The 21,098-nt window shown below is 72.6% G+C and carries 19 protein-coding genes and 1 tRNA gene; 6 read left to right on the top strand and 14 right to left on the bottom strand.

The genetic code is table 11. The annotated features are described in order from the left end of the window. The first annotated feature begins 115 nt into the window (after positions 1-115). Entirely contained in the window at positions 116-3,397 is a 3,282-nt protein-coding gene (locus OG534_RS21725) for a S41 family peptidase (RefSeq protein WP_326589949.1), read from the top strand. A 170-nt stretch (positions 3,398-3,567) separates the two neighbouring features. On the opposite strand, the gene OG534_RS21720 is transcribed toward OG534_RS21725, so the two are convergent. From OG534_RS21720 to OG534_RS21705, 4 genes are all read right to left on the bottom strand, one after another. Then, positions 3,568-3,786: a hypothetical protein gene (locus OG534_RS21720; RefSeq protein WP_326589947.1), complete on the bottom strand. Its 219-nt coding sequence runs from the start codon at positions 3,784-3,786 to the stop codon at positions 3,568-3,570. A 75-nt stretch (positions 3,787-3,861) separates the two neighbouring features. Beyond that, positions 3,862-4,746: an SDR family oxidoreductase gene (locus OG534_RS21715; protein WP_326589945.1), complete on the bottom strand. Its 885-nt coding sequence runs from the start codon at positions 4,744-4,746 to the stop codon at positions 3,862-3,864. Continuing rightward, positions 4,743-5,669, bottom strand: coding sequence for an alpha/beta fold hydrolase (locus tag OG534_RS21710; protein WP_326589944.1), 927 nt, complete (start codon positions 5,667-5,669; stop codon positions 4,743-4,745). Before OG534_RS21710 ends, OG534_RS21715 begins: the two co-directional genes overlap by 4 nt. Further along, positions 5,666-7,291 carry a flavin-containing monooxygenase gene (locus tag OG534_RS21705; protein ID WP_326589942.1) on the bottom strand — a complete coding sequence of 542 codons (1,626 nt, stop codon included), beginning with the start codon at positions 7,289-7,291 and terminating at the stop codon, positions 5,666-5,668. The genes OG534_RS21710 and OG534_RS21705 overlap by 4 nt, the downstream gene beginning before the upstream one ends. A gap of 171 nt (positions 7,292-7,462) precedes the next feature. Here OG534_RS21705 and OG534_RS21700 point away from each other — a divergent pair, with 171 nt between their 5' ends. After that, positions 7,463-8,188 carry a MerR family transcriptional regulator gene (locus OG534_RS21700; RefSeq protein WP_326589940.1) on the top strand — a complete coding sequence of 242 codons (726 nt, stop codon included), beginning with the start codon at positions 7,463-7,465 and terminating at the stop codon, positions 8,186-8,188. On the opposite strand, the gene OG534_RS21695 is transcribed toward OG534_RS21700, so the two are convergent. Next, positions 8,161-8,973, bottom strand: a complete 813-nt coding sequence (locus OG534_RS21695; protein WP_326589938.1) for an exodeoxyribonuclease III — start codon at positions 8,971-8,973, stop codon at positions 8,161-8,163. The genes OG534_RS21700 and OG534_RS21695 overlap by 28 nt on opposite strands. Before the next feature lie 105 nt (positions 8,974-9,078). On the opposite strand from OG534_RS21695, the gene OG534_RS21690 reads away from it, so the two are divergent. Beyond that, positions 9,079-9,588 carry a GNAT family N-acetyltransferase gene (locus tag OG534_RS21690; protein ID WP_326589937.1) on the top strand — a complete coding sequence of 170 codons (510 nt, stop codon included), beginning with the start codon at positions 9,079-9,081 and terminating at the stop codon, positions 9,586-9,588. An 80-nt stretch (positions 9,589-9,668) separates the two neighbouring features. Here the strand turns inward: OG534_RS21690 and OG534_RS21685 are convergent, their stop codons facing one another. Further along, positions 9,669-11,057 carry a CoA transferase gene (locus tag OG534_RS21685; protein WP_326589936.1) on the bottom strand — a complete coding sequence of 463 codons (1,389 nt, stop codon included), beginning with the start codon at positions 11,055-11,057 and terminating at the stop codon, positions 9,669-9,671. Positions 11,058-11,197: 140 nt separating this feature from the next. Between OG534_RS21685 and OG534_RS21680 the strand changes: the two genes are divergently transcribed. After that, complete coding sequence (locus OG534_RS21680; protein WP_326589934.1) at positions 11,198-11,659, top strand: hypothetical protein; 462 nt, start codon at positions 11,198-11,200, stop codon at positions 11,657-11,659. Between the two features lie 44 nt (positions 11,660-11,703). Then, on the top strand, positions 11,704-11,901 hold the full coding sequence (locus tag OG534_RS21675) for a hypothetical protein (RefSeq protein ID WP_326589933.1): 198 nt from the start codon (positions 11,704-11,706) through the stop codon (positions 11,899-11,901). A gap of 113 nt (positions 11,902-12,014) precedes the next feature. On the opposite strand, the gene OG534_RS21670 is transcribed toward OG534_RS21675, so the two are convergent. From OG534_RS21670 to galU, 7 genes are all read right to left on the bottom strand, one after another. Then, a tRNA-Ala gene (locus tag OG534_RS21670) sits at positions 12,015-12,088 on the bottom strand. A 78-nt stretch (positions 12,089-12,166) separates the two neighbouring features. Then, on the bottom strand, positions 12,167-13,213 hold the full coding sequence (sepX, locus tag OG534_RS21665) for a divisome protein SepX/GlpR (protein WP_326589932.1): 1,047 nt from the start codon (positions 13,211-13,213) through the stop codon (positions 12,167-12,169). A gap of 174 nt (positions 13,214-13,387) precedes the next feature. After that, a complete protein-coding gene (locus OG534_RS21660) occupies positions 13,388-14,017 on the bottom strand; it encodes a GNAT family N-acetyltransferase (RefSeq protein ID WP_326593747.1) in 630 nt (209 codons plus the stop codon). Next, positions 14,014-14,517 carry a MogA/MoaB family molybdenum cofactor biosynthesis protein gene (locus tag OG534_RS21655; RefSeq protein ID WP_326593746.1) on the bottom strand — a complete coding sequence of 168 codons (504 nt, stop codon included), beginning with the start codon at positions 14,515-14,517 and terminating at the stop codon, positions 14,014-14,016. Before OG534_RS21655 ends, OG534_RS21660 begins: the two co-directional genes overlap by 4 nt. Before the next feature lie 113 nt (positions 14,518-14,630). Further along, positions 14,631-15,110: a cyclic pyranopterin monophosphate synthase MoaC gene (gene moaC / locus OG534_RS21650; RefSeq protein WP_326589930.1), complete on the bottom strand. Its 480-nt coding sequence runs from the start codon at positions 15,108-15,110 to the stop codon at positions 14,631-14,633. 75 nt (positions 15,111-15,185) lie between these two features. Further along, positions 15,186-16,532: a molybdotransferase-like divisome protein Glp gene (gene glp / locus OG534_RS21645; RefSeq protein ID WP_326589928.1), complete on the bottom strand. Its 1,347-nt coding sequence runs from the start codon at positions 16,530-16,532 to the stop codon at positions 15,186-15,188. Positions 16,533-16,536: 4 nt separating this feature from the next. Then, positions 16,537-17,439, bottom strand: a complete 903-nt coding sequence (gene galU / locus OG534_RS21640) for a UTP--glucose-1-phosphate uridylyltransferase GalU (protein ID WP_326589926.1) — start codon at positions 17,437-17,439, stop codon at positions 16,537-16,539. A 94-nt stretch (positions 17,440-17,533) separates the two neighbouring features. On the opposite strand from galU, the gene OG534_RS21635 reads away from it, so the two are divergent. Further along, on the top strand, positions 17,534-18,148 hold the full coding sequence (locus tag OG534_RS21635; protein WP_326589925.1) for a 5-formyltetrahydrofolate cyclo-ligase: 615 nt from the start codon (positions 17,534-17,536) through the stop codon (positions 18,146-18,148). Between the two features lie 30 nt (positions 18,149-18,178). On the opposite strand, the gene OG534_RS21630 is transcribed toward OG534_RS21635, so the two are convergent. Beyond that, positions 18,179-21,061 (bottom strand): penicillin acylase family protein, encoded by a 2,883-nt coding sequence (locus OG534_RS21630; protein ID WP_326589924.1) that lies wholly within the window; start codon positions 21,059-21,061, stop codon positions 18,179-18,181. Positions 21,062-21,098: the final 37 nt, after the last annotated feature.

Below are 21,098 nucleotides of genomic sequence, written 5' to 3'. Positions count from 1 at the left end.
ACCCTCACCATACCCCGGCCCTCAACGAAACGAAACCGTTCCGTTTCGCTTGAGAGCGTGGCATGGATCACCTGTACGAGTTGCCAGGGCCCCCCGGCACGGAAAGCATTGGGGGGTGAGTCACGACGTCGCGTACCTCCGGTTCCCGCACCTGCACGACGACCTTCTGTGCTTCGCCACCGAGGACGACCTCTGGGTCGCCCCGCTGGTCCCCGACGACCGAACCCCCGGACGGGCCTGGCGGGTCACCGTCGACCGCACCCGGGTCAGCCACCCGCGCTTCTCCCCCGACGGCAAGCAGATCGCCTTCACCACCTGGCGCAGCCTCGACCCCGAGATCCACCTCGTCCCCGTCGACGGCGGCCCCGCCCGCCGGCTGAGCTACTGGGGCGCCACCGACACCCGCGTCTGCGGCTGGACCCCGCCCGACGAGGACGGCCGCAGCGACATCCTGGCCGTCTCCTCGCACGGCCAGCCGTTCTCCTACTTCGCCTGGGCCTACAGCCTTCCCACCGACGGCAGCCCCGGCGGCCGCCTGCCCTGGGGGCCGGTCTCCGACATCCAGGTGCACGCCGAGGACGGCGGCGAGCGGCGCACCCTGCTGCTCACCGGCAAGCCCCCGCACGAGCCCGCGGCCTGGAAGCGCTACCGCGGCGGCGCCACCGGCCGGCTGTTCCTGCACGGCAAGCAGCTGCTGGAGGACATCGAGGGGCACCTCGACGCACCGATGTTCGTGGGCGGGAGGATCGCCTTCCTCTCCGACCACGAGGGCATCGGCAACCTGTACTCCTGCCTGCCCGACGGCACCGACCTGCGCCGCCACACCGACCACGACGAGTTCTACGCCCGGCACGCCTCCAGCGACGGCTCCCGCGTCGTCTACCAGTGCGCGGGGGACCTCTGGCTCGTCGAGTCCCTGGACCCCGGCGCCGTCCCCCGCAAACTCAAGGTCCGGCTCGGGGGGCCGCGCGCGGGCCGGCGTACGTACCAGGTGCCGGCCGCGAGCCACGTCGACTCGCTCTCCGTGGACGCCACCGGGCGGGCCAGCGCGGTCGTGGTGCGCGGCAGCCTGTACTGGCTGACCCACCGCGACGGCCCGGCCCGGACCATCGCCGACACCCCCGGCGTGCGGGTGCGGCTGCCGGAGATGCTCGGCAGCGGCGGGCAGGTCGCCTACGTCACCGACGCCGAGGGCGAGGACGCGATCGAGATCGCCTACCTGCCGCGGGCCTCCGGGGAACGCCGGCCGCGCCGGCTGGCCTCGGGCCAGCTGGGGCGCGTGACCGAACTGCTCTCGGACCCGGAGGGGGAGCGGCTCGCCATCGCCTCCAACGACGGACGGCTGCTGCTCCTCGACGCCACCGAGGAGTCCAACGGCGAGGTCAGCGAGCTGATCCGGTCCATCAACGGACCCGTCACCGACCTGGCCTTCTCCCCCGACGGAACCTGGCTGACCTGGTCGCACCCGGGCGTCGGACGGTCACTGCGACAGATCAAGATGGCCCGGATCTCCGGCCCCGGAGCCCGGACCATCGTGGACGTCACCAACGGCCGCTTCGAGGACGAGAGTCCGGTCTTCACCCGGGACGGGCGCTACCTGGCCTTCCTGTCGTGGCGCGGTTTCGACCCGGTCTACGACGTGCACACCGGCGACCTGTCCTTCCCGCTGGGCTGCCGCCCGTACCTGGTGCCGCTGTCCTCCGCGACCCACTCCCCCTTCGCGCTGTCCGCCGAGGGACGCCCCGCGGCGGGCGGACTCGATCCGGTGGAAGGGGACTCGGGCGACGGCGACGGCGCCGTGACGGTGGAGGTGGAGGGGCTGGAGAGCCGGGTCACCCCCTTCCCGGTGACCGCCTCCAAGTACTCGGCCCTGTACCCGGTGCACGGCGGCGGGCTCGTGTGGCTGCGCTGGCCGATCTCGGGCGCGCTCGGCGAGACATTCGCCAACCCGAACGACATCAGCGGCAAGCCGACGCTGGAGCACTTCGACCTCACCAAGGCCCGCAAGACCGAACTGGCCTCCGGGCTGGACTGGTTCGCGCTCAGCGGCGACGGCACCCGGCTCGTCATCAACGACGACGGCGACCTGCGCGCCGTCCCGGCGACCGAGTCGGGCGACAGCGATTCGACCGTCTACCTGGACCTGCGGCGCATCCTGCACGAGGTGGACCCGGCGGCCGAGTGGCGCCAGGCCTTCGAGGAGGCCGGGCGGATCATCCGCGCGTACTTCTGGGAGCCGAAGATGTGCGGCATCGACTGGGACGGGGTGCTGCGCCAGTACCGGCCCCTGGTCGAACGGGTCGCCTCCCCCGACGAGTTCGCCGACCTGCTGCGCGAGGTCCTCGGCGAACTCGGCACCTCGCACGCCTACGTCTCCCCCGCGCGCCGCAACGAAGGCCCCCCGCACTACCAGCGCGCGATCGGCCTGCTCGGTGCCAACCTCTTCCCCCGGGACGGGGAATGGGTCGTCAGCCGGATCCTGCCCGGCGACTCCTCGGACTCCAAGGCACGCTCCCCGCTGGCGGGCATCGGCATCCGGGAGGGCGCGGTGCTCACCCATGTCGACGGGCGGCCGGTCGACCCGGTGACCGGCCCCTACCCGCTGCTGTCGGCGGCGGGCGGGACCACGGTGGAGCTGACCTTCCAGCCCGCGGAGGGCGAGGGCCGCTCCCGCCGGGTCGCCATCGTGCCGCTGATCGACGAGCGGCCGCTGCGCTACCAGGACTGGGTGTCCAAGCGGCGCGAGGCGGTCCGGGAGATCAGCGGCGGCCGGTGCGGCTACCTCCACATCCCCGACATGGGCGGCTCGGGCTGGGCGCAGTTCAACCGCGACCTGCGGATGGAGATGTCCCGGCCCGCGCTGATCGTGGACGTGCGCGGCAACGCGGGCGGCCACATCAGCGAGCTGGTGGTGGAGAAGCTGACCCGCTCCATCCTCGGCTGGGACCTGACGCGCAACGCCCAGCCGGTCAGTTACGCCTCCAACGCGCCCCGCGGTCCGATCGTGGCGCTGGCCGACGAGGCGACCTCCTCGGACGGGGACATGATCACCGCGGCCTTCAAACTCCTGGGGCTGGGACCGGTGGTGGGCCTGCGCACCTGGGGCGGGGTGGTCGGCATGACCGGCCGGCACACCCTCGGCGACGGCACGGTGATCACGGTGCCGATGAACGCCGCATGGTTCCCGGAGTACGGCTGGTCCGTGGAGAACCACGGCGTGGAACCGGACCTGGAGATCCAGCGCACCCCGCTCGACTGGGCGGAGGGACGGCACGCGCAGCTCGACGACGCCGTGCACCTGGCGCTGGAACTGCTGGAACAGGACCCGGCCCTGCAGCCGCCCGGCTACACGGACGTGCCGGACCGGCGCCGTCCGAAGCTGCCGCCGAGGCCGTAGCGCGGGTGGCGCGGCCGCAGCGCCACCCGGGCCCGTAGCGCTTGGCGCAGCGGCCCGGGTGGCGCAGCGGCCCGGGTGGCGCGAGGCACGCGCGAGGTGGCGCGAGGCACGCGCGAGGGGCGCGATCCGTACGGAACGGATCGCGCCCCTCGGAGCAGCTCGGGCGGCTGCTAGAAGCTGTCGTCGACGTCATCCCACGACTGGCGCGCCGTCTCCGGCTGCTGCGGGCTCGGCTGGCGCGCCGTGTCCGGCCGCTGCGGGCTCTGGGGCTTCTTGCCCTTCTGCGGGGCGGTGCGCTGGGGCGCTTCGTCCTTCGCGCCCTGCGCAGCCCTCTGCGCCCGGTCCCTGAGCTCGCCGGCCTTGTCCTGGAACTGGTCCTTGATACCCATGCTGTTCCCTCCATGAGGGTGTCGGTGGTTGGGCCTCGACCAGACTTGCACGGGCGGACAAAGGACGCATTTCGATCAGTTACTCTGCGTGCGCTCCTTCTCGTCGGCGGCCCCGCCGAGCCCGACAAGCCCCTTGGAAACACCGGCCAGTCGCGGCTCGAAGCGCTTCATCTCGCGCTGCCCGACCGTCGCGATGAGCCCGGGCAGGTACCCGCGCGTGCCCTGCATCCCGCGCAGCCACCACTGCGCGTACACGTGCGCCGAGCGCCGCTCGATGCCCGCGACGATCCGGTCGACGGCAGGACCGAGCGGGTACGTGCGGTTCGCCGGCCACGGCAGCCGGCTGCGCAACTCCCTCATGACCTCGTCCTGGTCGGCGCCGCGCACCATGTCGGTGTCGGTCCAGGAGAGGTAGCCGACGCCGACCTTGACGCCCTTGTAGCCGACCTCGGCGCGCAGGCAGTGGGCGAACGCCTCGACGCCGGACTTGGAAGCGCAGTAGGCGGTCATCATCGGCGCCGGGGTGATCGCGGCGAGCGAGGCGATCTGGAGGAAGTAGCCGCGGCTCTCCATCAGTACGGGCAGGAAGGCGCGGGCGGTGACGGCCCCGCCGATGAGGTTGACCTCGATCACCCGGCGCCAGGCCTCGGGGTCCGAGTCGACGAACGGCCCGCCCGCCGCCACGCCCGCGTTGGCGACGACGATGTCGACCTTGCCGAAGCGCTGCTTGACCTCCTGCGCGACGCGGGCCATGGCCTCGTGGTCGGTGACGTCGGCGTACCAGTGGTCGCTGTCGGTGTGCAGCCGCTCGGAGACCTCCTTGAGGGCCTCCGGCTCCAGGCCGACGAGGGCGATCTTCGCGCCGCGGGCCGAGAGCTTGCGGGCGAGCAGCTCGCCCACCCCGCGGGCGGCGCCGGTGACGACGGCGACCTGGCCTTCCAGACTCCTGCGAGCACTCACGGCGTCTTCTCCTTCTCGGCGGTGTCGAGATACAGCGCGGTCAGCTCGCGCACGGCACGGGTGACGGCCTCGGGCGCCTCGACCGGGGTCATGTGACCCATGCCGGTGAGCTCGGTGAGGCCGACGCAGTTCGGCAGCGCGGCGGCGAGCCCCCGGGCGTGCACGATCGGGGTGAGCCGGTCGGCGGTGCCGCCGATGACGGCCGTGGGCACGGCGAGCCGGGCCACCTCGGCGTCGAGGTCCAGTCCCGCCAGCACCCGGGACCACGCGTGGCGCACCGCGGTGGGGCAGGCGTGGACGATACGGGCGCACGCCTCGACCTTGTCGGGCGCGGAGCCGGGGCCCATGGTGGCGTACTTCAGGATCTTGCGGGCGACGGGCGTGACCGGCCCGAGCGGGGCGCGGGACCCGAGGACCGCGCCGGTGACACGGGTCCGGGCGCGTCCGGCGCGCACCGGCAGGACCTGCGCCTGCGCGACCAGCCGGGCGCTGCCGGTGCTGCACAGCAGCGCGGCGGCGGCGTGCTCGGCGAACTCCGGCCGGCCCGCGGCCGCCATGATCGTCATGCCGCCCATGGAGTGCCCGGCGACGACCGCCCGCTCCGCGGGGGCGAGGGTGGCCTTGAGGACGGCCACCAGGTCGTCGGCGAGGGCGGTGGTGCTGTGCGCCCGGCCGACGGGGCTGCGCCCGTGGCCGCGCTGGTCGTAGGCGATGACCCGGTGGGTGGCGGCCAGCGCCCGTATCTGAGCGGCCCAGAACGCGGTGGAACAGGTCCATCCGTGCGCCAGCACCACGGCCGGCGCCCCCTCGTCCCCGTGCACCTCGACGTGCAGACGGGCTCCGTCGGCGGACACGGCGACGAGCTCGCGCCGCGCGGCGGGCGGGGCGTAGGGCCCGGAGACGACGTGCGTCAACCGGCTCACGCGACACCCTCCGCAGCCCCGTCGGCGTTCGACCCTTCAGCCCCGCCGGCGTGTGAGGCGCGGGGGTCCGGGGACAGCGCCCCCGGCAACGCCGCCGCACCCGCCCCCACCGTGACGGGGACCCGCTCGCGCTCCCCCACCCGTACGACCTCGTACTCGGCAAGGTCGACCGTCCGGGTCTCCTTCCGGAACTCACCCGTCGTACCCGGCCAGACCGTCGTGTTGCGGCCCTGCGCGTCCAGGTACCAGCTGGTACAGCCGCCGGTGTTCCACACCGTCCGCTCCATCCGGGCCTGCACCTGCCGGTTCCACTTGTTCACGGCGGAGGGGCGGGCGGCGAGCGCGGCCTTCCCGCCCAGCATGCCCAGCTGCCGCAGGTAGTCGGCCATGTAGTTGAGCTGCGACTCGATCATCAGGATCATCGAGCTGTTCCCGAGCCCGGTGTTCGGGCCGATGATCGTCATCCAGTTGGGGAAGCCGGCCGCGGTCGCCCCGCGCAGCGACTGCATCCCGTCCTTCCACTCGTCCGCGAGGGTCTTGCCCTCCGCCCCCACCACCCGGTCGGCGATCGGCATGTCCGTGACGTGGAAGCCGGTACCGAAGATGATCGCGTCGACCTCGGTCTCGGTCCCGTCGGCCGCGACCAGGACCGAGCCCCGGACCTCCTTCAGCCCGGAGGCCACCAGGTCCACATTCGTCCGCGCCAGCGCCGGGTAGTACTCGCTGGAGAGCAGGATCCGCTTGCAGCCGATCCGGTAGGACGGCGTCAGCTTGGCGCGCAGCTCCGGGTCCTTGATCGACCGGGCCATGTTGGCCTTCGCGAGCGCCTCGACGAGTCCGAGCTGGTTAGGCCGCTTGGTGAAAGCACTGACCTGGAGCTCCCGGATGCCCCACAGCAGTCCCCGGCGCGCGGCGCGGGTGAAGGGCAGCTGCCGGTGCAGCCAGCGCTCCACCGCGGAGATCGCCCGGTCGGTGCGCGGCATCACCCACGGCGGGGTCCGCTGGAAGAGCGTCAGGCGCTCCACGTCGGGGGCGATGGCCGGCACGATCTGGATCGCGGAGGCCCCCGTACCGATCATGGCGACGCGCTTGCCGCCCAGGTCGTAGTCGTGGTCCCAGCGCGCGGAGTGGAAGACCTTGCCGGGGAATCCGGGGAGCCCCGGCACCTCCGGCAGCTTCGGCTCGGACAGCGGACCGGTCGCCGAGACCACCACGTCGGCGGTCAGCTCGCCCTGTGCGGTCTCGATCTCCCAGCGCAGCTCGTCCGCGTCCCAGCGCATCATCAGGACCTCGGAGTCGAGCCGGATGTGCCGGCGCAGCCCGAAGGTGTCCGCGACGTGCTCCAGGTACGCCCGGATGGCGGGCTGCCCGGAGAAGGTCCGCGGCCAGTCCGGATTCGGCGCGAAGGAGAAGGAGTACAGGTGCGACGGAACGTCGCAGGCACATCCCGGATAGCTGTTGTCCCGCCAGGTTCCGCCGACCGAGTCGGCGCGCTCCAGGACGACGAAGTCCGTGATCCCCTCGCGCCGCAGCCGCACGGCGGCCCCGAGTCCGCCGAATCCGGAGCCGATCACCGCCACTCGTACGTGCTCGCGCCCCTCGCGCCCGCCCTTGCCGCCCATGCCCGCCGCCTTCCGCTCATCCGCAGTTCCAGCCACGCAACGCCGCAACGCACCACACCATCGAAACACTGCCAGCAATCACTGGCACAATCGGGAGGGTAGAGCAGCCCCGTACTCATGGGTAGGGGTCGGACCCGGAAAGTTACTGCCGGTACGCCATAAGGTGCGACTGTGGCGAAGGACGAGACGCAAGCGAAGACGGTGCGCGAGTACCGCACGGAGGAACTGGCCCGGGCGGCCGGCATCCCGGTCCGCACCCTGCGCTTCTACCGCGAGCGCAAACTGCTCGCACCGCCCCGCCGCGAGGGGCGGATCGCCTGGTACGACGACCACCACCTGGCCCGGCTGCGCACCATCGCCGCCCTGCTGGAGCGCGGCCACACCCTCGGCGGCATCGCCGAGCTGACCGCCGCCTTCGAGAACGGCCGCGACGTCGGCCAGCTCGGCGAGCTGCTCGGCATCGGCTGGTCGGAGGAGACCCCGGTGCGGCTCACCCCGGAGGCCCTGGCCGACTACTTCGAGGGCGAGGTCACCCCGGAGAACCTGGCGGCCTCCCTGGACCTCGGCTACGTCGCCGTCGACGGCGACGCGATCGTGCACGTCAGCCGGCGCCTGCTGGACGTCTCCTCGGCCCTGGTCCGCGAGGGCGTGCCGCTGGCGGCGGTCCTGGAGACCGGCCGCCGCGTCCGCGAGCACGCGGACGCGATGGCCCTGCTGTTCACCGAGCTCATATCGACCCACATCGCACAGGACGCGCTCACCCGGCTGCGCCCGCTGGCCAAGAGCGTGGTCGAGGCCGAGCTGACGATGGCGATGGACCGCCTCCTGGCCTCCGCCGCCGGTTCCGCCGGTCCTGCCGGTCCTGCCCGTCAGGAACCCAGCGCACCCAGCTCGTAGACGACGGTCACGGGCGCGTGGTCGGACCAGCGCTCGGGGTGCGTCTCGGCCCGCTCCACGAACGCCTTCACGGCCCTGCCGGCCAGCCCGGGGGTCGCCACCTGGAGGTCGATGCGCCAGCCGGCGTCGTTGTCGAAGGCCCGCCCCCGGTAGGACCACCAGGAGTACGGCCCCTCCGTGTCGGGGTGCAGCTCCCGCACCACGTCCACGTACCCGGCGTCCGCGTACACCTTCCCGAGCCACTCGCGCTCCTCGGGGAGGAAGCCCGCGTTCTTCCGGTTCGTCTTCCAGTTCTTGAGGTCGGCCTCCTGGTGGCAGATGTTCCAGTCACCGCACACCACGACCTCGCGGCCGTCGGCGGCGGCCCGCACCTTCAGCGCCGCCAGGTACGGCAGGAACTCCGCCATGAACCGGTACTTCTCGTCCTGCTTCTCCGTCCCGGCCTCGCCCGAGGGCAGGTAGAGGCTGGCCACGGTCACACCGGGGAGATCGATCTCCAGATACCGCCCGGCGGTGTCGAATTCCTCACTGCCGAACCCGACCTGCACCCGCTCGGGCGCGCGGCGCGTGTAGAGCGCGACCCCGGCCCGCCCCTTGGCCGCGGCCGGCGCGAAGACGGTGTGCCAGCCCTCGGGAGTCCGGACCTCCTCCGGAATCTGCCCTTCCTCGGCCCGTACCTCCTGGAGGCAGACCACATCGGCGTCGGAACCCTGGAGCCACGCCCCGAAGCCCTTCTTGGCGGCAGCGCGGATCCCGTTCACATTCACGGACGTCACAGTGATCAAAACTTGCCTCCCACATCGCACAAAACGGGAGCAGCCTACTCGGGGGTGACCTCCCCCGGCTTTTCCGTCTCACGGGCGGATGGTTCCGTTCCGTACGATATTCAGATGTCTCACCGGATCCAGCTCCGCACCGTGCCGTACGACCACCCGGACGCGGTCAAACTCAACGACCAGGTCCAGCTCGAGTACCAGGAGCGGTACGACGGTGAGGGCGACGTCACCTTCCTGGACCCGGCGATGTTCGCCGCACCGCACGGCCTGTACCTCCTGGCGTACGACGCCACGGACACCCCGGTGGCGAGCGGCGGCTGGCGCAGCCAGGACGAGAACGACGAGGGCTACTCGGACGGCGACGCCGAACTCAAGCGCATGTACGTCGTCCCGGATGCCCGCGGCCTGGGCCTGGCCCGCCGGATCCTGGCGGTCCTGGAGGAGGACGCCCGCGCGGCGGGCCGCCTGCGGATGGTCCTGGAAACGGGCGACCAGCAGCCGGAGGCGATAGCCCTCTACCTCTCCTCCGGCTACACCCCGTCCCCCAAATTCGGCCACTACCGCTTCCACGCCTCCAGCCGCTGCATGGCCAAGCCCCTGAAATCCAGCCCCGCCGGCGTTTGAGGCGATCCTTCAGCCCCGCCGGCGTTTGAGGCGCGGGGGTCCGGGGGCAGCGCCCCCGGCAACGGCGCCGCACCCGCCCCCTACCGCGGGAGCCAGACGGCCCGGTCCGCCCCCCACCGCGACGGCCCCACCCCCCACTCCCCGAAGGGACTGGCGGCGTACCGCAGCACCCCGTACCCCGACCCCGTCTCCCTCAGCCACGGCCCCGCCGCATACCCCCCGCCCAGCCCCCCGCCGGCCGCCGGCCCACCGCCGGACTCCGACCCCCCACCGGAGCCCGACCCCCCGCCGGCCAACCCCCGCACCAGCCACGACCCCGTCCCCGCCAGCGAGAACCGCAGCCCCCGCCCACCCCCCTCCGCCAGCGCCCTCAGCACACCGGCCGCCACGAGATACCCCGTCCCGTGGTCCAGCGCCTGCGCCGGCAGCACCCCCGGCACACCGTCCACCCCGCACCGCGCGGCGATCCCGTACCCCGCCTGCACCAGCGAGTCGAACCCCCGCCGCCCCGCCCACGGCCCCCGCCACCCCCACGCGCACAGCTCGGCCACCACCAGCCCGGGCCTGCGCTCCAGCAGCTCCCGCGCGCCGAGCCCGTGGCGTTCCAGCGCCCCCGGCCGGTACCCCGTCACCACCACGTCGGCTTCGGCCAGCAGCCCCTCGAAGACCGCCCGGTCGTGCGCCCGCCCGAGGTCCAGCCGCGCCGACCGCTTCCCGAACCCGGTGTCCGCGTACGCGTCGTCCGCCTCCGGCAGCCCCGGCGGGTCGATCCGCAGGACGTCCGCCCCCAGCACCCCGAGCGTCCGCGTCGCGACGGGCCCGGCGATGACCCGGGTCAGGTCCAGCACCCGCACCCCGGCCGCAGGCCGGCCCTCCGGGGCCCGCCCGAGCGCCCGTCCCCGTACCCCGGTTTCCCGTACGGCCTCGACCAGCGGCTGCGGCTCCCCGTACTCCCGGGCGACGGCGACGGCCAGCCCGCCCCGCGCGTACACGAGCTCCTGCACCTCGACGGCCGCCCGCCCCGCCACCGCGGCGCGCAGCGCCTCCGGTGTCGAGGACGGCAGCCGGAGCGCCCGTACCAACGCGGCTTCGTGATGCGGGTAGTTGGCGTGCGTGCGGACCCAGCCGTCCGCCGCCTGCCAGAAACCGGACAGCGGGGCGAAGGTGACGGGCACCCGGCCCTCGACCCGCAGATGCCGTTCGCTGACGAACGCCGTCGCCACGGCGCCTTCGTCCACGACGAGGCGAAGGGCGTCCCCCGACGCGCCCCCGTCCCGCACTGCGGCCAGCTCCGCCGCGGCCAGCCCGCACACTCCGACGGTTGCCCGCGCCAATTCCCCTACCGGCAGCGGCCCTTCCCCGAGATCACCGACCCCGGTGTACCGCACCCGCTCCACGAGCTCCGGTGCGCCGCCAAGGGCCGCCCAGGCCTGGGCCGTTCCACTGTCCCGCTCATCACCGATCGTCATGAGGCCATGATTTCCCGCCCCTTTCCCGCACGGACCTGAAGTGGGTTCCCCGTTCCCCTCATGCTCACGGCGGGCGGCCGCGAAGTCAGCGGGAAGGAGGGAGGATGATCGTGCATTGCGCAAACCAGCAGGGTGGACACATGTGCAGGGAACCGGACACGATCGGCGCGGGTACGACCACGGAGGGCGGTGGGGGCGAGATCTGCCCGGACGGCCTCCAGTACTACGCGCAGTCCCTGCGGGGGCGCGCGCCCTCCGGCCCCTGTCCCCCGTGTCTGCTCGACCTGGGACTCGTCCGGCGGCTGCCCGACGGCAGCTTCGTCCCCGTTCCGCCCCGGCTCGCGGCCGGTGAGCACGTGGACCGGCTGGAGCGGGCCATCGAGGAGAAGAGGAACGCCCTGCAGGCCGTCCGCTCCTCGATCTCCCGGGCCCAGGAGGTCTATCTGGACAGTTACGCCCGCACGGACGCGCATCCGGTCCGCGCGCTCTACGGCGCGGGCACCATCGCCGCGGCCCTCTCCGCGGCCGTCCACGCCTGCCGGGACGAACTGCTGACCGCCCAGCCGGGCGGCGCACGCCCGCAGGACCTTTCGACCGGCTGATCGTCTGCGACCGCAGGATCGCCTTCGTCCCCGATCCGGGCGCGGTGCGCAGCGACGTCGCCCTGGCCATCGAGCATCCCGGGGTCGTCCGCTACCTCGCCGGCATCTTCGACCACGCCTGGCAGCGCGCCTCGCCGCTGCGCGACGTCCGCCCCGCCGGCCCCGGCGGGCTGCCGGCCCCGCTCGCCTACCTCATCGCCCGGAGCGACTTCCTGGAGGACGCGCAGCCAACGCAGCCCTGAGCAAGCCCGCTTCACCTCGCCCGGCCCGCCCCTCGGACAGGGCCCACCGGGAATGCGCGGGAATGCAGAAGATCCCGCCCGATCTTGCGATCGGACGGGATCTTCATTGTCTGTGGACCTGTGGGGATTTGAACCCCAGACCCCCTCGATGCGAACGAGGTGCGCTACCAGACTGCGCCACAGGCCCTTGCGACGTGTGAAACATTAGCATCCCCGCGCGGGTGCTCCAAAACCGATATCCCGGAGCGTCCGCGCAGGTCACCGATCACTCGTTCGCGGCGCGCGGGCGGTCGTCGCTCTCGTACTGGTCGAACAGCGGAGTGCGGCCGCCGCCCTGGCCGCGCGGGCGCGGAGTGGTCTGGGGCTTCGGGTCCGGCTTGGGGGCCGCGGGCTGGGCGCGCAGGCGGGGCTCCGTCGGCTCGGCCGTGCTCGACCGGGTCGCGCTCCAGGCGTCCGGCGTCGCGGGGCCGGTGGCGCGGGGGGCGACCGGGGCCGTCACGTACGTCGGCAGCGGGACCGGGACCGGCTCCCAGCTGTCACCGCGGGCGGGGCCGCGTTCGCGCTCGCGCTGCTGGTCCACCCACTCCGCGTGGTCGGTCTGCTCGACCAGCGCGCGCCGCCCGGCCTCCTGCGGGGAGACCGGTGGCGCGGGGTCCGGTTCGGCGCCCGCGGTCACGCCCGGGCTTCCGGTGGACTCGGGCTCGCGGCGGCGCGGGCGGTTCTCCCGCAGCTGTCGCGCGGCCGCCTCGGCGCGCCGGCGGTCCATGGTGAACTCGTAGCGCCGTCGCTCCTGGACCCGCAGGTGCACGATGTACGTGCTCAGCAGCAGGGCGGGCACGGCGGGGGCCCACAGGTAGCGCAGTCCGCCCACCGCCGCGACGACCGCGCCGAGGGTGAAGACCAGGAAGAGGAGTGCGGTGGTGCGCCGGCGGCGTGCGAGGACCTGGAGGCGCTGTTCGCGCCGGGCCCGCTCCGCGCGCTGCTCCCGTTCGGCGGCGGCCGGTCTCGGCTCCGCCCTGGTCGGGGGCACGACGAAGGCCCGGGCGTCGGCGTCGACGGAATTCACCGTTTCCGTCGCGGCGTCCGGGTCCGCGTGGGGCTGGGGCCCCGCCTCCTCGTCACCGCGCTCACGCAGCCCCTTGGCGTAACGGCGCTCCATTCCCGCCCGGCCGGAAAGCAGCCGAATGGCGGTGGAGAAGCGTTCCGTCGGACGAGCCTCGTTCAGCTCGTCCTGCCTCCGGAGCCACATGGGCACCAAGTAGGCGGCCCAGGCCCCGACAATGACTGCGTAGATGAGGCCGCTGCTGCTCACACCTCACACCGTAGAGGGGCGCGGGCGAGGGGATCGGCCAATTGGGCCGGTGTGTCGCGCGATCTCGCTGATATCACGGACTTTTTTTGTGATTCTTCGGATCAGGTTATGGATGAATCGGCGACCGACGACCTTCAATTCGAACAGATATTCGCTTATCGTTTCGACGGTCCCCTATTTCGGCGGGGACTGCGAGTGGCGGGCCCGGTGCCAGCGGCGCAGCAGCCCCTCCGGCACCTCCTCCACCGTGATCGCGTAGACGAGGTGGTCGCGCCAGGCCCCGTCGATGTGGAGGTAGCGCGGCCGCAGCCCCTCCTCGCGCAGGCCCAGCTTCTCCACGACCCGCCGGCTCGGCCCGTTCTCGGGGCGGATGCACACCTCGATCCGGTGCAGGCCGACCTTCCCGAAGCAGTGGTCGATCGCCATCGCGACCGCCGTCGGCATCACGCCGCGGCCCGCCACGTCGCGGTCCACCCAGTAGCCGACGTGCGCCGCGCACATCGAGCCCCAGGTGATGCCGGCGACCGTCAGCTGGCCCACCAGCCGGCCCTGGTACTCGATGACGAAGGGCAGCATCCGGCCCGCGTTCGCCTCCGCCCGCAGGTGGCGGACCATCTGGCGGTACGTGGGCCGCTGGATCACCGGCCCCCACGGCGCGGGCGGCGGAATCGTGGCCTCCCACGGCCGCAGCCAGTCGCGGTTGCGCTGGTTGACCTCGCGCCAGTCCTTCTGGTCCCGCAGTTTTATCGGCCGGAGCGTGACATCGCCGTCCGTCAGGACGACCGGCCAGGAGGGGCCGTTCAGCTCGAGCTCCCGGAAGGTCCCGCCGGTCTGGGGTGGTCCCCGCCCCGGATCTGGTCCACGGCGTGCGGCAGGACGCGGGACAGGACGGCCAGGCCGTCGCGCACCCCGCCCGTCGAGCCCGGAAGGTTGACGACGAGGGTGTGTCCGGCCACGCCCGCCAGGCCCCGGGACAGGGCCGCGGTCGGCACCTTCGCCAGGCCTTCGGCGCGGATGGCCTGCGGGATGCCCGGGATCTCGTAGTCCAGCACCCGCGCCGTGGCGTCCGGGGTGCGGTCCGTCGGCGAGATGCCGGTCCCGCCGGTGGTCAGGATGACGTCGTACCCGGCGGCCACGCCCTCGCGCAGCGCCTGCTCGACGGGATCGCCGTCGGGGACGACCCGCGGGCCGTCCACCGTGAAGCCGAGCTTCTCCAGCGCCTCGGCCAGCAGCGGGCCGCCCTTGTCGGCGTACACGCCCTGCGAGGCCCGGTTCGAGGCCGTGACGACCAGGGCCCTGCCCAGCGGCGCGGCCGCGCGCTCGGGGTGCCCGGGCTCGGCCGCGGGCTGCGGGTGCGCGGCCGGGGAATCGCCGGCCGCGGCGTGGTGGCTGTGCACCTCGCCGCCGCGCGGGGGGTTCACGAGCGCGCCCAGTCGCCGGACTTGCCGCCGGTCTTCTCCTCCACCCGGACGTCCGTGATGACCGCGCCCTTGTCGACCGCCTTGACCATGTCGATCACGGTGAGGCCGGCGACCGCGACGGCGGTCAGCGCCTCCATCTCGACGCCCGTGCGGTCGGTCGTCTTCACGGTGGCGAGGATCTCGACGGCGTCGTCGGCGACCCGCAGGTCGACCTTCACGCCCGAGACGGCCAGCGGGTGGCACAGCGGAATCAGGTCGGGGGTCTTCTTCGCCCCCATGATCCCGGCGATCCGCGCGGTGGCGAGGGCGTCGCCCTTGGGCACGCCCTCGCCGCGCAGCAGCTCGATCACCCGGGGGGAGACGAGGACGCGTCCACTGGCCCGCGCCGTCCGGGTGGTGACGTCCTTCCCGGAGACGTCGACCATCCGGGCCGCGCCGGCCTCGTCGATGTGGGTGAGCCTGCTCTCGGTACTCATTGCTGCGCCGCTCCGCTCTGGGCCCCGGGGGGGGGCCTGTGTGGTGCGACACACGCTACCCGTACCGGCCGGACTTCAGCTGAGCAGTACCACTTCCAGCTCGGTCCCCGGCTCCACCGAGGTGACGTCCTCCGGGACCACCATCAGCGAGTCGGCGTGCGCCAGCGCGGCGATCAGGTGGGAGCCCGATCCGCCCACCGGGCTGACCGTGCCGCTCTCGGCGTCGTACGCGCCGCGCAGGAACTGGCGGCGGCCGGCCGGGGAGCCGAGCGCCTTGTCGGCCTTCAGCACGGCCCGCACGCTCGGCCGCCGGACCTCGGACTCCGGCAGCCCCATGAGGGCACGGATCGCGGGACGCACGAACAGCTCGAAAGAGACGTACGAGGAGACCGGATTGCCGGGCAGCGCCAGCAGCGGGGTGTGGTCAGGGCCGATCACTCCGAAGCCCTGCGGCTTGCCGGGCTGCATGGCGAGCTTGCGGAAGTCGATCCCGCTCCCCACCGCGTCCCCGGAGGCCGCGTCGCCCGAGCCGACGGAGGACAGCGCCTCCTTGACCACGTCGTACGCGCCGACGCTGACCCCGCCGGTGGTGACCAGCAGGTCGGCCCGGATCAGCTGGTCCTCGATGGTGGAGCGCAGGGTGTCGGCGTCGTCCGCGACGGCGCCGACCCGGTAGGCGATGGCCCCGGCGTCCCGCGCGGCCGCGGCCAGCGCGAAGCTGTTGGAGTCGTAGATCGTGCCCGCGGTGAGCGCCTCGCCGGGCTGGACCAGCTCGCTGCCGGTGGACAGGACCACCACGCGCGGGCGCGGCCGCACCCGTACGGTGCCGCGCCCGATGGCGGCCAGCAGGGCGATCTGCGGCGGCCCGAGGACCGTGCCGGCCGCCAGCGCCAGGTCACCGGCCTGTACGTCGCTGCCGCGCGCTCGGACGTGGGCGCGGGCCTCGGCGGCGCGGTGCACCCGTACCTCGCCGCTCGCGTGCTCGGGGGCGGCGCTGGCCGGGCTCATGCCCGCGGCCGCGCCGCCGCCCGTGCCGCCGTCGGTCCACTCGACCGGTACGACGGCTTCCGCGCCGGGCGGCAGCGGGGCGCCGGTCATGATCCGGGCGGCCTCGCCGGGGCCCACGGTGGGCAGCTCACCGCTGCCCGCCGCGACGTCCCCGATGACCGCCAGCACCGCGGGGAACTCCTCGCTCGCACCCTGGACGTCGGCCGTGCGGACGGCGTAGCCGTCCATGGAGCTGTTGTCGAAGGGCGGGAGGGCGACGGGCACGGTGACGTCCTCGACCAGGACACAGCCCTGGGCGTCGAGCAGCTGGAGCTCGATGGGCTCCAGCGGCCGGACGGTCGCGAGGACGTCCGCGAGGTGCTCGTCCACGGACCACAGACGGTGGCCGGTGTCCTGCGGTGCGGAACTGCTCAAGGTGCTACATCTCCTCCGTGACGTAACGGTGAAGCCAGGTGCGGAACTCCGGTCCCAGGTCCTCACGCTCGCACGCGAGGCGGACGATGGCCCGGAGGTAGTCGCCGCGGTCCCCGGTGTCGTAGCGACGGCCCCGGAACACCACGCCGTGCACCGGACCGCCGACGCTCTCGTCGGCGGCCAGCTTCTGCAGGGCGTCGGTGAGCTGGATCTCCCCACCGCGGCCCGGCTCGGTCTCCCGCAGTATGTCGAAGATCGCGGGGTTGAGGACGTAGCGTCCGATGACCGCGTAATTGCTGGGGGCGTCCTCGGGCTCCGGCTTCTCGACGAGTCCGGTGACGCGGACCACGTCCTCCTCGTCCGTGGCCTCGACGGCGGCGCAGCCGTAGAGGTGGACGCTGGACGGGTCGACCTCCATGAGCGCGATGACGGTGCCGCCGGTGCGGGCGTAGATGTCGGCCATCTGACGCAGCAGCGGGTCGCGCGGGTCGATGAGGTCGTCGCCGAGCAGGACGGCGAAGGGCTCGCGGCCGACGTGCGGCTCGGCGCAGAGCACGGCGTGGCCGAGGCCCCGCGGGTCGCCCTGGCGGACGTAGTGCATGGTGGCGAGGTCGCTGGATTCCTGGACCTTCTTCAGCCGGTCGTCGTCGCCCTTGGCGATCAGAGCCGACTCCAGCTCGTAGTTCCGGTCGAAGTGGTCTTCCAGCGGACGCTTGTTACGCCCAGTGATCATGAGGACGTCGTCGAGTCCTGCCGCCACGGCTTCCTCGACCACGTACTGGATGGCCGGCTTGTCCACAACCGGGAGCATTTCCTTCGGGGTCGCCTTGGTCGCGGGAAGAAAGCGCGTACCGAGGCCAGCGGCCGGGATCACGGCCTTCTTGATCACGGGGTGCAACATAGTCATGGCCCGAACGATAGTGGGTCCAGCTGAACGCCAGAGTAGATCGTCGTTGGTAGATCCATTTTTGCCCCGATTCACAAGGATATTTGATTCCGTCGTGGCGCCACACACACCCACCCCCTCCGCCAAGGCCGAGCTCCGCCGGGAACTCCTCGCCGCACGCCGCGCCTTGTCCCCCGACACCTGCCGCACGGCGGCCGACGCACTCGCCGTCAGGGCCTTGGAACTGCCCGAACTGGCCGGTGCCCGCACGGTGGCGGCCTACGTCTCGGTCGGCACCGAACCCGGCACCCGCGCTCTGCTCGACGCCCTGCGCGCGGCCGGCAAGCGGGTACTGCTCCCGCTGCTGCTGCCCGACAACGACCTCGACTGGGCCGCGTACGAGGGCCCGCAGAGCCTCGCCGAGGCCGCCCACCCGGGGAAGATGCGGCTGCTGGAGCCGACCGGACCGGCGCTCGGACCGGACGCGGTGACCGGGGCCGACGCCGTGCTGCTGCCCGGCCTCGCGGTGGACGGGCGCGGCATGCGGCTCGGCCGCGGCGGGGGCTCGTACGACCGCGTCCTGGCGCGGCTGGAGCGCGCCGGGGCGCACCCCGCGCTGGTCGTGCTCCTCTACGACGACGAGGTGGTCGCGCGGGTCCCGGAGGAACCGCACGACCACCCCGTTCAGGCGGTGGCGACCCCGTCAGGGGTACGCCGCTTCAGCTCGTGACGCCGTGGCGCCATGACGCCCGCGTGACGCCTAGGACCGCTCGGGCATGAGGGTCAGGGTGTCGACGGTGGCCTTGTCGACGGCGTCCTTGCCGAAGGGCCACTCCAGCAGCTCACCCTTGGCCCACATCGTCGTCTGGTCCGTGTAGTGCGCGTTGTACGCGTGCCCGGAGGCGCCCGTCAGGTTGATCCAGCGCGACTTGTCGAGCTCGTTGAGGTTCACGACCATCCGCATCGAGGGCACCCAGGTGACCCCGTACCCGCTGGAGGCGTTCCAGCCGGTCGCGTTGACCGTGGCCTCGCCGCCGCCCAGGTCCCACGGGCCGCGGTTGAGGAGCCACTGCATGAAGCCGGGGCCCTCGGTGCCGATCGTCTGGTTCTTCAGCGTCAGCTGGTGCAGGCGGCCCCAGCTCCAGGTGGACTGGTCCTTGCCGAGCTTGGCGGTCAGCTCCCAGCGGGCGTCGGCCATGGCCCGCGCGAACAGCTCGTCACGGGTGGTGGTGGCCGGCTTGTTCAGGCCCTTGGCCGGCACGCTCCACCACTGCGACTTCTCGTCCTTGACCAGGCGGCGGACCACCTCGAACCAGCGGTCGCCGCCGTCGGGCTGCGCCGAGTCGGCGTCGCGGGTGCCGCACTCGCGGACCGTCTTGGCGAGGTCGTCGGCCGGACCGGTGCCGTTGCCCAGGACGTTCATGCAGCTGCCCTCGATCCGCAGCTCCTTGGGCATCTTGTCGCCGAAGGACAGCTTGAGGATGTTGCGCCAGACCGCGTTGAAGTAGGCGGCGGCCGCCGAGTCGGGCTCCTGCGTGTAGTTCCAGCCGTCCAGCAGCTTCTGGGCGGCGCGCACACCCGGGTCCGAGACCTCGATCTTCGCCAGCATCGGGGTCAGCAGCGCGGCGATCTCGCTGCTGTTGTCCATCTGCATGGTGCGCATGTCGTCGGTCGAGATCTTGCCGCCGTCCTTGATCTTTGCCTCGATGAGGTCGTTGATCCGCTGGCTGCGTGCGCCGTATCCCCAGTCCGTGGTCAGCAGGTGCGGGTACTTGCCCGCGCCGCTCCCGCCCTCCGCGACGGCCTGGTTGGCGGTGACGATGTAGCCGCGCGACGGGTTCTGGTCCCAGGGCAGCTCGTTCTGCGGGATGTAGCCCGCATTGCTGTCCCGGCCGCCCTTCCAGGCGTACTTGGAGTCCCAGCCGGGGGCGGGCATCCTGCCGTCGCCCTGGCCGCGCACCGGGATGCGGCCCGGGGCCTGGTAGCCGATGTTGCCGTTGGTGTTCTTGTTGTCGGCGTAGATCAGGTTCTGCGAGGGGACCTCGAAGTCGGCGGCCGCCTTGCGGAAGTCCTCGAAGGTCTTGGCACGGTCGAGCTTGAAGACCGCGTCCATGGACTTGCCCGGGTCCAGCGCGGTCCAGCGCAGGGCGATGGCGTAGCCGTCGCCGCGGTCGGGGGCGGAGCTGGCCACGGGGGCGCGGTCGCCGACCGTGCCGAGCTCCTCACTTCGGTCGGAGACGAGCGGACCGTTGTTGGTGATGCGGACGGTGATCTTCTTGCTGGCGCCGCCCGCGACCTTGATGACCTCTTCACGCGTGGTGAAGGGGAGCACCTTGTTGTCGTAGACGTAGCCCTCGGGCTTGACCTGCTCCAGGTAGAGGTCGGTGACGTCGGCGCCGAGGTTGGTCATGCCCCAGGCGATGTCGGCGTTGTGGCCGATGACCACGCCGGGCATGCCCGAGAAGGTGTAGCCGGCCACGTCGTACTGGCACTGGGGCGAGACCGTGCGGCAGTGCAGGCCCATCTGGTACCAGACCGAGGGCAGCTGCGGGGACAGGTGCGGGTCGTTCGCGAGCAGCGGCTTGCCGGTGGTCGTGTACTTGCCCGAGATCACCCAGGAGTTCGAGCCGATGCCGCTGCCGTTGGGGCCGAGGATCGCGGGGACCCGGTCCAGGGTGTCGGAGAGGGCCGACAGCTGGGTCCGCAGGCCCACGGTCGCACCCTGGGCGGTGGCGTTGCCGGCGAGGCCGGTGGCGGTGCCGGCGGTGCCCGTGCCCGTGGAGGCCTGGGAGCCGAGGGCGGCGCCGCCCGAGCCGGTGCCGGTGCCGGATCCGCTGCCGCTGCCCGATCCGCTGCCCGCGGAGCCGGAGCCGCCGGTGCCCTGGGGGGTGTACTTGCCGCCCTCGACCTTGCCGCCCTCGACGACCGGCTTGTTCCGGTCGAAGGGGTACGGCGGGTAGAGCTCGTCGATCTGCTGCTGCGAGAGCTTGGTCGACATCAGCGCGCGGTCGATCTCGTCCTGCATGTTGCCGCGCAGGTCCCAGGCCATCGCCTTGAGCCAGGCCACGGAGTCCACCGGGGACCACTGCTCGGGCTGGTAGTCGCCGCTGAGCTTGAGGGCGGCGTGCTCGACGGAGAGGTCCTTGCCGGACTTGCCCTTGAGGTAGGCGTTGACCCCATCGGCGTAGGCCTGCAGGTACTTCTTCGTCTCGGCCGAGAGCTTGTTGGCGTACTCCTCCTCCGCGACCTGGCGCCAGCCCAGCGTGCGCAGGAAGGCGTCGGCCTCGACCTGGCCGGAGCCGAACATCTCCGAGAGCCGCCCGGAGGTCATGTGCCGGCGGACGTCCATCTCCCAGAACCGGTCCTGCGCGTGCACGAAGCCCTGCGCGCGGAAGAGGTCGTCGTCGTTGTCGGCGTAGAGCTGGGGAATGCCGTGGGCGTCGCGCTTGACTTCGACGCTTCCGGTCAGGCCCGGCACCTTGAGGGAGCCGGTCGTCTGGGGGAAGGAGGCGCGCACGCTGTCCACGCTCCAGTACGCCCCGTAGCCCAGGCCCGCGAGGAGCGCCAGGACCAGCACGAGCACGATCAGACGGGCGCGTCGTCCCTTCTTCTTGACGGGAGGAGCGGTTTCGTTGGCGGGCATCGCTGTCCTTAGAGGGGCAGGGTGGTCCTGGGAGTGC

The sequence above is a fragment of the Streptomyces sp. NBC_01294 genome (assembly GCF_035917235.1).
GTDB lineage: Bacteria > Actinomycetota > Actinomycetes > Streptomycetales > Streptomycetaceae > Streptomyces > Streptomyces caledonius.
The sequence above is the reverse complement of the archived record's forward strand: the minus strand, read 5'-3'. Positions and strand labels throughout refer to the sequence as shown.

Bases quoted from the DNA above. Each gene is read 5' to 3' on its own strand.
- OG534_RS21630 (WP_326589924.1), bottom strand. From the start codon at position 21,061: ATGCCCGCCAACGAAACCGCTCCTCCCGTCAAGAAGAAGGGACGACGC.
- OG534_RS21690 (WP_326589937.1), top strand. From the start codon at position 9,079: ATGTCTCACCGGATCCAGCTCCGCACCGTGCCGTACGACCACCCGGAC.
- OG534_RS21680 (WP_326589934.1), top strand. From the start codon at position 11,198: ATGTGCAGGGAACCGGACACGATCGGCGCGGGTACGACCACGGAGGGC.
- OG534_RS21685 (WP_326589936.1), bottom strand. From the start codon at position 11,057: ATGACGATCGGTGATGAGCGGGACAGTGGAACGGCCCAGGCCTGGGCG.
- OG534_RS21720 (WP_326589947.1), bottom strand. From the start codon at position 3,786: ATGGGTATCAAGGACCAGTTCCAGGACAAGGCCGGCGAGCTCAGGGAC.
- galU (WP_326589926.1), bottom strand. From the start codon at position 17,439: ATGACTATGTTGCACCCCGTGATCAAGAAGGCCGTGATCCCGGCCGCT.
- OG534_RS21705 (WP_326589942.1), bottom strand. From the start codon at position 7,291: ATGGGCGGCAAGGGCGGGCGCGAGGGGCGCGAGCACGTACGAGTGGCG.
- moaC (WP_326589930.1), bottom strand. From the start codon at position 15,110: ATGAGTACCGAGAGCAGGCTCACCCACATCGACGAGGCCGGCGCGGCC.